This is a genomic window from Malacoplasma penetrans HF-2 (assembly GCF_000011225.1).
In the GTDB taxonomy this organism is placed as follows: domain Bacteria; phylum Bacillota_I; class Bacilli_A; order Mycoplasmatales; family Mycoplasmoidaceae; genus Malacoplasma; species Malacoplasma penetrans.
In genome coordinates this window covers 986,632-1,002,468 of the sequence record NC_004432.1, presented here as the reverse complement: position 1 = coordinate 1,002,468, position 15,837 = coordinate 986,632, and the positions used below count along the sequence as shown (strand labels likewise).

At 27.5% G+C, this 15,837-nt stretch carries 7 protein-coding genes and 1 pseudogene; 7 read left to right on the top strand and 1 reads right to left on the bottom strand.

The window, feature by feature from the left end:
- The first annotated feature begins 8 nt into the window (after positions 1–8).
- The 3 genes and pseudogenes from MYPE_RS03930 (at position 9) to MYPE_RS03915 (ending at position 8,977) form a co-directional block, all read left to right on the top strand.
- Positions 9–2,906: an MG321/MPN456 family lipoprotein gene (locus MYPE_RS03930; RefSeq protein WP_011077583.1), complete on the top strand. Its 2,898-nt coding sequence runs from the start codon at positions 9–11 to the stop codon at positions 2,904–2,906.
- Between the two features lie 126 nt (positions 2,907–3,032).
- Positions 3,033–5,951, top strand: a complete 2,919-nt coding sequence (locus tag MYPE_RS03925; protein WP_011077582.1) for an MG321/MPN456 family lipoprotein — start codon at positions 3,033–3,035, stop codon at positions 5,949–5,951.
- Positions 5,952–6,063: 112 nt separating this feature from the next.
- Positions 6,064–8,977: pseudogene (locus MYPE_RS03915) on the top strand (MG321/MPN456 family lipoprotein).
- A 19-nt stretch (positions 8,978–8,996) separates the two neighbouring features.
- Here MYPE_RS03915 and MYPE_RS03910 read toward each other — a convergent pair.
- Positions 8,997–9,926 carry a hypothetical protein gene (locus tag MYPE_RS03910; RefSeq protein WP_011077579.1) on the bottom strand — a complete coding sequence of 310 codons (930 nt, stop codon included), beginning with the start codon at positions 9,924–9,926 and terminating at the stop codon, positions 8,997–8,999.
- A gap of 301 nt (positions 9,927–10,227) precedes the next feature.
- Here MYPE_RS03910 and rpsD point away from each other — a divergent pair, with 301 nt between their 5' ends.
- From rpsD to MYPE_RS03890, 4 genes are all read left to right on the top strand, one after another.
- The gene (gene rpsD / locus MYPE_RS03905; protein WP_011077578.1) at positions 10,228–10,836 is read left to right on the top strand and encodes a 30S ribosomal protein S4; all 609 of its coding nucleotides are present in this window, start codon (positions 10,228–10,230) and stop codon (positions 10,834–10,836) included.
- 356 nt (positions 10,837–11,192) lie between these two features.
- Positions 11,193–12,962 (top strand): ABC transporter ATP-binding protein, encoded by a 1,770-nt coding sequence (locus MYPE_RS03900; protein WP_011077577.1) that lies wholly within the window; start codon positions 11,193–11,195, stop codon positions 12,960–12,962.
- A gap of 2 nt (positions 12,963–12,964) precedes the next feature.
- Entirely contained in the window at positions 12,965–14,758 is a 1,794-nt protein-coding gene (locus MYPE_RS03895) for an ABC transporter ATP-binding protein (RefSeq protein WP_011077576.1), read from the top strand.
- A gap of 342 nt (positions 14,759–15,100) precedes the next feature.
- Positions 15,101–15,559, top strand: coding sequence for a hypothetical protein (locus tag MYPE_RS03890; protein ID WP_011077575.1), 459 nt, complete (start codon positions 15,101–15,103; stop codon positions 15,557–15,559).
- Positions 15,560–15,837: the final 278 nt, after the last annotated feature.

Here is a 15,837-nt window from a genome sequence, read left to right as displayed (position 1 = left end):
AACTAAAAATGAAAAAGAGTAGATATTTTAAGATATTTGGTTCTGCAACTTTAGCTAGTGCTGTAACTATTGGATTGTCTTCTTGTGCAATCCCTTATCAGTCTAGTGGGGTTTTTCAGACTTATTCAGCAACTGATATTTTAGCTGATAATAATAGTCCATTAAACAGTGCTTTTAATAACTCTCCAATTAGTACATATGCTCAGTCTGCTATATATAATTTGGTAACTTATCAAACTGTTGGTGAATTTTCATTTGATGATAAAGGAAATACACAAAGTACTACTAAAGATTTTTTAACTTTAGAAGGTGCAAAAGCTGTTGTTGTTTTTAAAAATGAAGAAACTGCTAATTCTATTAATGAAGCTTTAAAAACAAAAAATTCTGCTTTTGATTTATCTGCAACAAATTTAAGTACTGATGCTTATAATAGCATGATTAGTAATTTACAAACTAGTATAGAAGGAACTGAAACTAACAATGGCACAGGTGGTTCTTCTACAACTAAAAAAACTTATACTGATGGAACCGATTATTGAGTATTTGAAAGATCTAGAGGTGTTTTACAATTACAAGAAAAATTGGGTAGCACTGATAAAAAACCAACAGATTCAGGTGTAACTACAAACACTCAAACTGAATATTATAATGGTGCTATTTCTAATGGAACTGTATATCAATTTATAGTTGATACAGATAATTCTTGAGTTGATAGTAAAGGGAATAAGCAAGCTCAAATATCTAGTAAAGATTTTGAAAGAGCAATTGAAATATATTATTTAGCAGCAAGTTTAAGCTACAACAGAAATGGTTATTTCTTAGATTTGATTGGTTTAGATTTTTATAAAACTGCAGGATACACTAATGGATCTCCATCATATAGATCTTCTGGTTATCTAGACTGAAGACAATATGAAACTGAAAATTATAAAAGTGTAAATAATAGTGTTTTCACTTTGCATATAACAGAAGCTTATCCTTATACTTTTGGAATGTTATCAAAAGAATACTTTGCTGCATTACCACACACTAACCAAAAAATTAAAAACATTCATTTAAGAAGTGGAACTCCAATTTCTTATACTTTTGATTCAGGCGAATTTGCAATTGATCAAAGTGGAACTAATTGATCTAGAATTTATGGTTCTGGTGGATTAGGTGAATTTACTGATGGTGTTTGATTTGCTAGTGCATATTATATTTCTGCATTTACTTCAGCTAATTTAATTTTTGAATTAAACAATGCTTATATGGATACTGTTGGTAAAAACTTATTAGACCATACAAATGGTAATGTTACTTCATCTGGGACTAGAGAATCTAGAATTAAAACAGTTTCGATAACTTATGGTAGTGGAACACCAGATACTTATTTTGAATTATTTAAATCTAAACAAAATGACTTCTTAGCTTCTGTTCCTTCTACTAAAATGAGTGAAGCTGCAAAGTTATTTAGTGGTAATGGTTTAGTCTTGGAAAAAGTAGTTCAAACTAGTCAGTCTAACTATATTGCTTATACTCCAAATCCTTATGTATTATCTGGTTCAAGTGTAGTACCAAATGATTATTTGGGAAACATGGCTCAATTTATTTACCAATGAAATTCTAAGAACTCATATATTATAAGAGCTGGAATTGCTGGATTAATCAATTGATATCAATTAAGTTTAATTAATTTACCTTCTTCTGGTGACTTCCAATTAAGTGCAACTCCATATGGTGTATTTAGTGGATACTATGAACAAGTATCTCAAAATAATTTATATGGTGGTTTACCAAGATCTTTAAATGATTACCAAGGTTCAGTAAGTTCTACTTTAGGAGAGTTTGAAGTCCCTTATTACAATTATGGAAGTACTGGAGTAACTGTTGAAAAATTAAAGATTAATGAGACTACTTTTAGACAAGCTTTAGAATCATATGGTGCAAGAAATAGTCCATTACAGTTTTCTATTAAGTTTGGTGAAACATTTACTTCTAACTATCAAAATCTATTAAATAGAATGCAACAAGTTATAGATTCAGTAAGTGGTGGATTATTGAAAATGACTGCAATCCCAAGACTAGGAACAACACCTAGTGCTTCTGTTTGATTTAATAAACAATCCTCTCCACTTGGATTTAGTTACTGATCTCCAGATTATAATGGTGTAGGTACTTGATTAGAAGCTGATACTACTGTTCAAAGTTTAAAAATAAATGATTCTACAACAATAGAAGGTGTTCCTGGTACTAATGCTCATAACTCTTATATAACTTTCTTATCTAGTATGGTTGCAGCTGTTAAAGCAATGGGTGCAACATGAAATCAAGGTGAGAATAAATATGAAGTAAAAACTTTACCTAATTCATCAACATCAAATGGATCTTCTTTAGAAAATGACACAAGAATTCAAAAGGCATTCTCTAGTGACACATTAAGAGCGATGGGTGTTAGTTTAACAACTAATAATGGAAGTAATAGTTCTTCTTCATATGATGAAAGTAGGATTACAGAAGAAAATATGTCTGCTACAAATAGATATGGTTTATTAGCAATTGGATTATTAAATAAATTAATTGCTAACAATGTATTTGATCAAACTAAGTTTGATGCATATGTTCAAAATCCTTCTAAATTAATGTATTCAACAAATACCCCAAAAGATTACAATGAACTTTATGTTGGAAATGATGTTATAAAAGCAGGTGCTTCTGGACTTTTCTCTAAATGAATTGGTGTATATGCAGGACAAGGAACTGCTCAAGCATTATATGAAACTACTGTTTTAGATAGTGATTACAGTTATGTGCCAAGATCTGAATCTGGATTAAACAATATTATCTATTCTTTAGTAAACCCTAACTACATTGCTAGAACTGGTACTCAAGGTACAAACTATAGAGATTTTGGTTGAAAAAACTAATTTATAAAAATTAAAAGATTAATTTAGTGCTTTCTAAATTTGTCTTTTATTTTTTTACTCCCAAAAATTAAATAACCATTTATTAAATTACTGTTTTATTTTTAAGGAAATATAAGGTAATGAAAAATGAAAAAGAGTAGATATTTTAAAATCTTTAGTTCTACAGTTTTAGCATCTGCTGTAACTGTTGGATTGTCTTCTTGTGCAATCCCTTATAAATCTGATGGAGTTTTTCAAACCTATTCTGCAACAGATATTTTAGCTGATAATAACAGCCCATTAAATAGTGCTTTCAATAACTCCCCAATTAGTACATATGCACAATCTGCTATATACAATTTGGTAACTTATCAAACTGTTGGTGATTTTGAATTTAATACTGATGGTTCTACAAAAAGTACTACAAGTGACTATTTAACTTTAGATGGTGCAAAAGCAGTTTTTGTTTTCAAAGATGAAGCAACTGCAAATGCAATTGATGAATATTTAAAAGGTAAAGAATCAAGTTTTGATATAAGTGGTACTATTTCTGATTTGAGTGAAAATGGATATAGTAATTTAATTACTAATTTAAAAAGTCCTATAACTGCAAATATATCTAATAATGGAAGTAATGGTACAACAAGTAAAACATTTACTGAAGGAACAGATTATTGAGTATTTGAAAGATCAAGAGGGGTTTTGCAATTTCAAGATAAATTAGGAGGCACAAGTGATTTAAAACCAACTGAAGCAAGTGTCACTACAAATAGCCAAACTCAATACTACAAAGATGCAATTTCTCAAGGAACTGTATATCAATTCATAATTGATACAGATAATAGTTGAGTTGATAGTAAAGGTAATGTAAAACAACCAGTTTCAAGTAAAGATTTTGAAAGAGCAATTGAGATATATTATTTAGCTGCAAGTTTAAGTTATAACAGAAATGGTTATTTCTTAGACTTAATTGGTTTGGATTTTGATAAAACTGCAGGGTATAAAGAAAATGGATCTTCTTCTTATGAATCTAATGGTAATTTAGAATGAGAAAAATTTAAAATAGATAACTATGCTAATAAAAACAATGATATTTTCACATTCTATATTACAGGTGCATATCCATATACTTTTGGAATGTTATCAAAAGAATATTTTGCTGCATTACCACATACTAATCAAAAGATTGAAAATATCCATTTACAAAGTGGTACTCCAATTGCATATGAAAAATCTGCTAATGGTTCATATAGTATTAATCAAAGTGGCACTAACTGATCTAGAATTTATGGTTCAGGAGGATTAGGAGAATTTACTCAAGATGTTTGATTTGCAGCAGCATATTATGTTTCAGCATTTACTTCTGCTAATTTAATTTTCCAATTAAATAACACTTATATGGAAAGTGCTGGAAAGGATTTATTAAATCCTGCAAATGGGTCAACTGAGAAAAACAATGTAAAAGAATCAAAGATTAAAACAGTTTCTATAACTTATGGAAGTGGAACTGCTGATACTTTCTTTGAGTTATTTAAATCTAAGCAAAATGACTTTTTAGCTTCAGTACCTTCTACTAAAATGAGTGAAGCTGCTCAACTATTTAGTGGTAATGGATTAGTGTTAGAAAAGGTTGTCCAAACTAGTCAATCTAACTATATTGCTTATACTCCAAATCCATATGTATTAAATGGTAGTAGTGTAGTTGCAAATGATTTTTTAGGTAATATGGCAGATTTTATTTACCAATGAAACTCTAAAGATTCATATACTATAAGAGCTGCAATTGCTGGATTAATAAACTGATATCAATTAAGTTTAATTAATTTACCATCTTCTGGAGATTTCCAATTAAGTGCAACTCCTTATGGTGTATTTAATGGATACTATGAACAAGTATCACAAGGAAAATTGAGTGGTGGCTTACCTAGAAGTTTTGATGACTATAAGAAAAATGTTAATTCTACATTAGGTGATTTTTCTGTTCCATATTATAAATATGAATCTACTGGAGTAACAGTTGAAACAATAAATATTAATAAAACAACTTTAAAAGCCTCTTTAGCTAAATATAATGCAACAATATCTAATCCATTACAATTCTCAATTAAGTTTGGTGAGATATTTACTTCAAACTATCAAAACTTGCTTAACAGAATGCAACAGTTAATTTCTGATATTAGTGATGGATTGCTAAAAATGACTGCTGTGCCAAGACTTGGAACAACACCTAGTGCTACAGTTTGATTTAATAAACAATCTTCTCCTCTTGGGTTCAGTTACTGAGCACCAGATTATAATGGTGTTGGTACTTGATTAGAAGCTGATACTACTCTTCAAACTTTACAAACATCAGATGGTAAAACATATGAAGGGGCTCCAGGAACTAATGCACATAACTCATTTATTACTTTCTTATCTAGTATGGTGTCTGCAGTTAAAGTAATGAATGCAACTTGAGATTCTACTGGCAATAAGTATAGTGTTTCTTCAACATCAAGTGGGTCTGGAACAAACGGAAATGTGAAACAAGACAATGAATTTGATAAAGACTCTAGAATTAAATCAGCTTTCAGTAATGACACTCTTCAAGCTATGGGAATTACATTGAATGGAGCGGCTAGCGGCAGTACATATGATGAAAAAAATATTACTCAACAAGATATGACTCCTGGGAATAGATATGGTTTATTAGCTATTGGTTTACTAAACAAATTAATTGAAAACAAAGTATTTAAAAAAGATAAATTTGACGAATATGTAGCAAACCCATCAAAACTAATGTATTCACAAAACAAACCAACATCAGCTGAACAACTTTATATTGGTCATGATATTTTTGAATCAAGAGCTTCTTCAAACTTTTCTAAATGAATTGGTGTATATGCAGGAGAAGGAACTGCACAAGCATTGTATGAAACAACAGTTTTAGATAGTGATTATAGTTATGTTCCAAGATCAGAATCTGGACTAAGCAACATCATATATGCTTGGGTTAATCCAAACTATGTTGCAAGAGCAGGTACTCAAGGAACAAATTATAGAGACTTTGGTTGAAATAATAATTAATTTACAAAAGATTAATTCAATTAGGAATTAATCTTTTTTTATCTACTCTGTAAATTAATTTAATAATTATTTAATTTAAATGTGACTTATTATTTAAAAAAAGGTAATAAATATGAAAAAGAGTAGATATTTTAAGATATTTGGTTCTGCAACATTAGCATCTGCAGTAACTATTGGATTATCTTCTTGTGCTATTCCATATCAGTCAAGTGGTGTATTTCAAACTTATTCACCAACAGATATATTAGCTGACAATAATAGTCCATTAAATAGTGCTTTTAGTAATTCTCCAATTAGTACTTATGCTCAATCTGCATTGTACAATTTAGTTTCTTATCAAACAGTTGGAGAGTTTTCTTTTGATAGTCAAGGAAACACACAAAGTACTACAAAAGATTTTTTAACTTTAGATGGTGCAAAAGCTGTAATAGTTTTTAAAGATGATACAACTGCAAAAGCAATTGGAGAATATTTAAAATCAAAAGAATCTCAATTTGATGTATCTTTAGAAAATTCAAATTGAAATGATAGTACATATAACAATGTTATTGATGCTTTAAAAAACACTATTAGTGTTACAACTACTACAAACGGAAACTCTTCTGCAACCACTTATAATGAAGGTACAGATTACTGAGTTTTTCAAAGATCAAAAGGGATTTTACAGTTACAAAATAAATTAAGTGAATCTCCTTTAGAACCAACAAGTAGTGGTGTTACTACAAACACACAAACTGACTATTTATAAAAAAGCTATTTCAGATGGAACAGTATATCAATTTATTGTTGATACAGACAACCATTGAGTAGATAGCAAAGGAAATCAAAAAAGGAAAATATCTAGCAAAGATTTTGAAAGAGCTATTGAGATATATTATTTAGCAGCAAGTTTAAGTTACAACAGAAATGGTTATTTCTTGGATTTAATAGGTTTAGATTTTAATAAAACTGCAGGATATACAACAAGTAGTTCTGATTCTAGTGCTCCTTATGAATCTAAAGGTTATCTTGAATGAGAAAACTTTAGAATTGATAACTATGCTAACAAAAATGATAATATTTTTACTTTTTATATAAATGGTGCTTACCCTTACACTTTTGGTATGTTAACAAAAGAATACTTTGCTGCATTACCACATGATAACCAAAAAATTAAAAACATTCATTTACAAAGTGGAACTCCAATTTCATATTCAAATGATTCAGGTGAATACAGCATTGACCAAAGTGGAACTAGTTGATCTAGAATTTATGGTTCTGGTGGATTGGGTGAATTTACACAAGATGTGTGATTTGCAGGTGCTTACTATGTTTCTTCTTTCACATCAGCTAATTTAATTTTCCAATTAAATAACACTTATATGGAAACTGCTGGAAAAGATTTATTAAATCATTCTAATGGCTCAACAAATAAAAATGGTACTAATGAATCTAGAATTAAAACAGTTTCTATAACTTATGGTAGTGGAACTGCAGACACATATTTTGAATTATTTAAATCTAAACAAAATGATTTCTTAGCTTCTGTTCCTTCTACTAAAATGAGTGAAGCTGCTTCATTATTTAGAGGTAGTGGTTTAGTTCTTGAAAAAGTTGTTCAAGTTAGTCAATCTAACTATATTGCTTATACTCCAAATCCATATGTATTGGATGGAACAACAGTGAGAGCAAATGATTATTTAGGTAATATGGCTCAATTTATTTACCAGTGAAATTCTAAAGAATCATATACTATAAGAGCTGCAATTTCAGGATTGATAAACTGATATCAATTAAGTTTAATTAACTTACCATCTTCTGGTGATTTCCAATTAAGTGCAACTCCATATGGTGTATTTAGTGGATACTATGAACAAGTTTCAAATGAAAACTTATATGGTGGATTACCTAGAAAATATAATGACTACAAAAATCAAGTAAAACAAACTTTAGAAACTTTTACTGTACCATACTACAACTATAGTTCTTCAGATGTGACAGTTGAAAATATAACTATAGATAAAGCTGCATTAAAATCTGCTTTAGAAAAATATGGAGCAAATGCTAGAAATCCTTTACAGTTCTCAATTAAGTTTGGAGAAACATTTACATCTAACTATCAAAACTTACTTAACAGAATGCAACAAGTGATTAATGATATTAGTGATGGTTTATTACAAATGACTGCAATCCCTAGACTTGGGACAACTCCAAGTGCTTCTGTTTGATTTAACAAGCAATCATCTCCATTAGGATTCAGTTACTGATCACCAGATTATAATGGTGTTGGTACTTGGTTAGAAGCTGATACTACTTTACAAAGTCTTAGAAATGGTGATTCATATATTGAAGCAGTTCCTGGAACTAATGCTCACAACTCATTTATTACTTTCTTATCAAGCATGGTTTCTGCTGTTAAAGTAATGGGTGCTAATTGGGATAGTAATGCCAAAAAATATACAGTTTCAACACTGGCAAGTAATAGCAGTTCTTCTACTGCTAATGGAACGCCTTCAAAAAACAAATTTGATGATGATGCAAGAATCGCAGCTGCTTTTGATGACAAAACTCTACAAGCAATGGGTTTAACTATTAATGGAACATCTACTGGAAGCTATGATGAAAATAGCATAACTCAAACTAATATGTCTCCTGGAAACAGATACGGTTTATTAGCGATAGGTTTATTGAATAAATTGTTTGCAAATGATGTTTTTGATCAAACTAAATTTGCTGAATATGTCACTAACCCCTCTAAACTTGTGTACTCAGCAACTGCTCCAACTTCATATCAACAACTATACATTGGTCATGATATTTTTAAACAAAGAAAATCTTCAGACTTCTCTAAATGAGTTGGTGTATATGCAGGGGAAGGAACTGCACAAGCATTATATGAAACAACAGTTTTAGACAGTGATTACAGTTATGTTCCAAGATCTGAATCTGGACTAAATAACATTACTTATTCATTGGTTAATCCAAACTATATAGCAAGAACTGGTACTCAAGGTACTAACTATAGAGACTTTGGTTGAAAAAACTAATAATGTAAAAAAGATCAACTTAATTATTTAATAGTTGATCTTTTTTATTTTTATTAAATTTAACATATTGGATTATAGAACTTATTAAAATTCATCCTACTAAAATAACAATTGAAACAAAGACCACAAACCCTATTGTGTAGTTTAATATTTCCATAGACTGAGTTGCCCCATAATATGCAAGCATTGTTGTTTGTAAAATAACAACTGTTACTAAAAGTTCAATAAACCTTATTTTCTTTAAAATTAATTTTAATGGTTCTTTTGTTTTTCATTTTTTTAAAGAAACAATTATTGTAATTAACCTTATTGTTGTTAAAGAACTAAAAATTATAATTACTCAATTGTCATATTGAACTTTATTAGGTTGAAAAATTATAAGTGTAATAAAAAGACATATAACAATGTTTAATAACAATAATAGTAATGAGGATATTAATTGAATCCTTTTTTGTACATCTTCTCTATTTTTAAATTTTAAAATTCCTAAAATAATTAATATTTTTATACATATTGATAACAAATAATAAGCAGAAAAGATTCCATAATATTTTGAACTATATATAATTCCAAAAGTAATTAGAACCAATACATAAATCACTGAATAAATAATTGATAGTATATAAGATAAAATTTTCCTATCATAATGATTAAATAGTTTTGAATTTGACAACTTTGTATAAGTATTAGTATTCTTTATTTTTGAAGATATAAACTGATTGATATATTTTTTATAATGGTTAAAAAATAAATATAAAAAATATATAAAAAAGAAACAAGTAAAACCATAAATAATAGAATTAAGAATCTTAGTATCTAAAAATATAGCTATTAAAATAGATGTTATAACTAATGCAAATGTTAAAGCAGTTCAAATAATTTGAAAACTTTTAGATGGTTTTTTAATAAAAGAAATTACCTTATTAATTCTTTCTCTTTTTGTAATCATAGTTATGATAATTAAATCATTAAAATAATATGGAATTTTAACATATTAAATAAATCAATTTAAATAAATTAAAAAAGCTTTTTATTGTATAATTATTTTTGCATAGTCAGCATTTTGATATTTAAATAAATAATTTAATGGCTATTAAGCTTTATTAGTAAGTATGCTGAAATACTGAACATATCTACATTAAATTATCTTTAAAGAATCAAGAACCTTATTATGTATTTTATTTTTTACTTGTTTTTAAATTTTTATAAAAAATAAGTTTTTATATTTTAAATTATTGGAGATATTAATTATGTCAAGATACTTAGGAAGTATTACTAAAAAATCAAGAAGATATGGATTCTCTTTATTAGAAACTGAAAGAGAGTTTATTAAAGGTAAAAAAAGAACTTATGCACCAGGTCAACATGGTAACAAAAGAGTTAAATTATCAGGTTATGGTGAACAATTACAAGAAAAACAAAAAATGATGTACTTGTATGGTCTAAATGACAGACAGTTCAGAAGAACTTTTGTAATTGCTAAACATATGAAAGGTGCTTTGACTTTAAATACTTTCATTGCTTTAGAAAGTAGATTAGATAACTTAGTTTATAGAATGGGATTTGCTCCAACTAGAAGAGCAGCTAGACAATTAGTTAACCATGGTCACATTTTATTAGATGGAAAAAAAGTTACTATTCCATCATGTATGGTTAAATTAGAACAAACTATTGAAGTTGCACCAAAATCTAAAGATTTACCAATTGTAGCAGCAGGTGCTAGCAACACTCCTTGTAAGTTTGTAGATTCTGATCTTAAAACTAAAAAAGGTAAATATGTAAGATTCCCTGAAAGAGATGAATTACCAGAAGGAATTAATGAAGCTTACGTTGTTGAATGATTCAACAGATTAGTGTAGTTTATATACTTATTATTTTTAAAGCATTATGGATAAAACCATAATGCTTTTTATTTTGTATTAGATTGTGCTCTCAATATCTTTCTAATAATTATGTTTATCTCTATGATAAGATTTAATAGATTTATGAAAGGAGTATTTATGAATGTTGTTTTAATGAATTGAAATTTTCTTAATAAGTGAATTAATTTTTTTAATTTAAAAGAATTTACTCCTTTTTTTGAGAAATTCTGATGTTCTTATAGAACTTTCTATTAGATTCCTTTTCTTTTTAAATTTTTGTTTAAGATTGTATTTTTTAAATACTATCTTTGTTATGTATTTTTTATATTTTTTGTAAAAGAAGAGGATATATTATGATTAAAATTTTTAAGCAATTTAAAAAGAAAAACACCCTTTTTCTTATTATTGCTTTAACTTTTTCAGCAATTGAATGTGTATCAAGTACTTTCCAACCTTTCTTACTTTCAGAGATTACAAGACACTTTAATAATATTGCTATTGGAAATTTAACATCTGACCAAGTGAATCAAGAAATTCATCAAGTCTTAATTATTTTTGCAGTGATAGTTTCTATGGTGACAGTTGGATTTTTATGTAGAGTAACCTCAAGGTTTTTCCACATTAAATCTGCTGTAGAAATTGTAGAAAGGTTAAGAAACAATTTATTTTGAAGACTGCAATGAATTAAAGATAATGAGTTTAATAAGCTTTCAGTTTCTTCAATTGTTTCTAGAGCAACAAATGATTCATATCAATATCAAGAAACAATTTTTACTTTCTTTTTGTTTTTCTTTGAAAGTATGATGTTAATTACAGGGGTTGTTATTTTTTGTTTAACAATTAGCCCTATTTTATCTAGTGTTTTTGTATTAATAATTCCATCAATTTTAGCAGTTTACTGAATTAGTAACCAAAAAGCTAAAAAGTATTTCACAACAAGTTTTGAAGAACTTGATAATGTGAATAGAGTAATGCGTGAAAATATTGCAGGTACTAAAACTGTAAGATCATTTAGAATTCAAAAATATCAATCTGAAAGATTTGATATTCACAATATTGCTTGATACAAATCTATTTATAAGGGTGAAACTTTAGTTTACTTTGGGATTATCTTTTTATTCTTTGCTTTGAATGCAGCAATTATTATTGTGGTTTTTATTAGTGGTACAGTAAACTATGTTTCTGTTGGTAATCAAACAATTGCAATTAATGAAGTGATTGCTTTTGCTAATTATTTAATCTATGCTGTATTTTGTGTCTTTGGAATTTCAATGACTTTAGTTTCTGTTAATAGAACTAGAATTTGTATTGAAAGAATTGAAGAAATATTAAAAATAGATATTGAACAACCTACTGAAGTGGATTTTGAAAATGAATTTGTGCCTTCTTTAGAATTTAAAAATGTAAGTTACTCATATGGAATAGTGAGTGATGAAAAACCTATTATTGATAACATTTCTTTTAAAGTAAATCCAGGAGAGATTTTGGGAATAATTGGGCCTACTGGAAGTGGTAAATCTACTATTGTTGCACTTGCTGCAAATTTAGCAGAACCAGAATCAGGTGAAATTAGATTTGGTGGATACACAAGTAGTGAAGTTAGTACTAAAAATATAAGAAAACAAGTTAGTGTTGCTTTACAAGAAAAATTCATCTTTTCTGGAACTATTAAATCAAATATTACAATGGGGAATAACCAAGCATCTCAAGAGAAAATTGAGTGAGCTGCAAAACTAGCTTGTGCTGATGAATTTATTAATAAAACTGAAAAACAATATGATTCTGAAGTACTTCAAAATGGTAATAATTTCTCAGGTGGACAAAAGCAAAGAATGGCAATAGCGCGTGCTTTTGCAAAAAAATCTGGAATCTATATTTTAGATGATAGTTTGAGTGCTCTTGATAATTTAACAAGAGATAAAGTTTTAAAAAATATTAAAAATAACTTTAAAAATAAAACTTTTATCATTGTTTCTCAACAAGTAAAAACTATTAAAGATGCAGATAAAATTATTGTTTTAGATAAAGGTCAAATCATTGACATTGGTACTCATAATCAATTAGTTAAAAAATGTGCTTTATATAACAAAATTTATGATTCACAAAAAACAATTGGGGAATAATTATGAAACAACATATTGGATATATAAGTGTATTTAAAAGACTAATATTGATGTTGAGTAAAAACAAAAAAGCTTTTTATGGTGCAATCTTTTTGTCATTATTGAAAACTACTTTTTCTGTTGCTACTTCAATTGGTTTAGGAATTGTGATTCAAAACTTTTTCTATGATTTAAATAGCAATTCACCAGCTTCTGCATTTATTAACTTCTCAATTGGTTGTGCTTTAATCATGATAGGTTATACTTTATACTTTTTTGCATATATTATCAGTCAAAAACTAATCTTAAAATTGACCTATCATATTGGTTATTCTATTAGAGAATTATTCTTTAATAAGATTAGAAGAATGCCTTTTAAAATTGTTGAAAAAGCAGCAAGGGGAGATTTAATTAGTAGAGGTACAACTGATACTAATGCACTTGCAATTAATTTATCTGTTTGTATTGGGGAAATCTTTACAGCACCACTTGTAGTAATTGGTGTGTTTATTGGATTACTTATTATTTCACCAATCTTAACTGCTATCACATTAGGTTTTTATTTAGTGTTAGTTACAGTGTCATTTATTATCTCTTTAAAAGCAGGACCAAAATACATGAGAATGCAAAATGAAGTTGGTAAATTAAATGGAGTTGTTGAAGAATATGTTTCTGGAAGAAAAGCAATTAAATCTTTTTGTTATGAAGAAAAAGCATTTAATTTATTTAAAGAAATAAATCATAATCAAGCTAAAGAATCTAGAGGGGCTGAAATGATTTTAAATTTCATTTGACCTTGAAATGATTTTATTGAAACAGTGATGTATGCTTTTATTTATGTGTTAGGAATTATCTTTTTTGTAAACAATATTAATAGTGGAAGTATCTTTTTTCCAAGTTATGAAATAGGATTATTAACTTCTTTTGTTTTATTGGCAAGAATTGCAACTGGTGAAACAAGTAATTCATTAAGACTTGCTGGAACTTTACAAAAAACAACAGTAGCATCAAAAAGAGTGTTTGCAGTGTTGGATGAAATCAATGAAGTGGATCAAGGAAAACTTGAACCTACAGTTCAAGGAAAAATTGAATTTAAAAATGTTAATTTTTCATATGTTGAAGATAGACCAATTTTAAAAAATGTTAGTTTCACAATCAACCCTAATGAAACAGTTGCAATTGTTGGGCCAACAGGAAGTGGTAAAACCACAATGGCATCTTTGATTTCAAGATTTTATGAAATTGATTCAGGAGAGATTTTGATTGATGGAACTAATATTAAAGATATTAGTAAACAAAGTTTATTTAAAAACATTTCAATTGTTTTACAAGATCCTTTCTTATTTTCAGAAAGTATTGAAAAAAATATTTGATATGGAAACACTAATGCAACAGCTGAACAAGTTATAGATGTTTGTAAAAAATCTAATGTTGATTACTTTATTAAAAAATTACCAGATGGGTATGAGACTATCATGTCTGAAAAAATGAGTGATTTGTCACTTGGTCAAATTCAGTTAATTTCAATTGCAAGAGCATTTATGTCAGAAGCTAAAATATTAGTATTAGATGAAGCAACTTCATCTGTTGACACAAAGACTGAAATTGATATTCAAAATGCTTTAATGAAAATTACTAATAACAAAACTGTAATTGTTATTGCACACCGTTTATCTACTGTTGTCAAAGCAGATAAAATTATTGTTTTAAAAGATGGTGAAATTCAAGAAATTGGTAATCATAAACAACTATTAAAAAATAAAGGGTTTTACTATAGTTTATATAAAGCAAATGCTGTCATGGAAGACCATGAATAAAATTTAAAAAATGAAAATACTCAAGAAATTGAGTATTTTTTTATGACATTAATCTCAAATTTTTACATTAATATAATGAAGACATAAAAAAGACATTGTCTTCATTTTAGAAACTTTTGATTCAATGATTTAATTTTTTAACATATAAAAATTAAATCAACAATTGATATTTTTAAAATTTGAAATTAATGAATAGTCAAACCTAAACTAATGTTTAAAAACTTGAAGAAGCTTTATTACCATTTATTAATTTCTCAAAAGTTTATTTAAAGAACTTAATAATATTGCTTCATAAGCATTATTAACTTTACTAACTTAATTAAATTAAAAAAGGAGATTTTTATGGTTAAAAACAATAAAGAAAATAAAAATAATAAAGTGTCTAAACCCTTTACTGGCAGATATTCTGAAAAAGAATTTACTAACATTATTAAAGGTTGTAAATTTGTTGATGTAAAAAACTTCAATGTTAGCTTTGACTCATATGAGGACGAAAAGACTGGTGATATAATAGAAACATCAGTGTTTGAAGGTAATATGAAAATTTATAAAACTAAAAGACAACCAAAACCAATTGATATTCCGCCACCTGGTGATGATGATAAAAAAACAACTGATTTAAGTAATGAAATTAAATTTATTAAAGATTCACTAGGCATCATTCTTTCTGATATGAAAGAAATGAAACAAGATATCAATTATCTTAAAGAAAAAGTTACAGTTCTTGAAAATGATGTGTCAATTCTTAAAACTGATGTTTCTGAACACTCAAAAATATTACAAGTTTTGCAATTCAACTAACCTTACTTTAATGCATAAACAATTATTCATTGTAATGACAACTAAATTAAAAAGTTGTCATTTTTTTATGACATTAACCTCAAATTTTTACATTAATATAATGAAGACATAAAAAAGACATTGTCTTCTTTTAAAAACTATTGATTTAAATTGCTTTACTTTCTGGATGAAAAAATTATATCCATGCTTTACGGTTTTTAAAATTGGAAATTAATAAATAGTTAAACCTAAACTAATGTTTAAAAACTAGAAGAAGCTTTATTACTATTTATTAATTT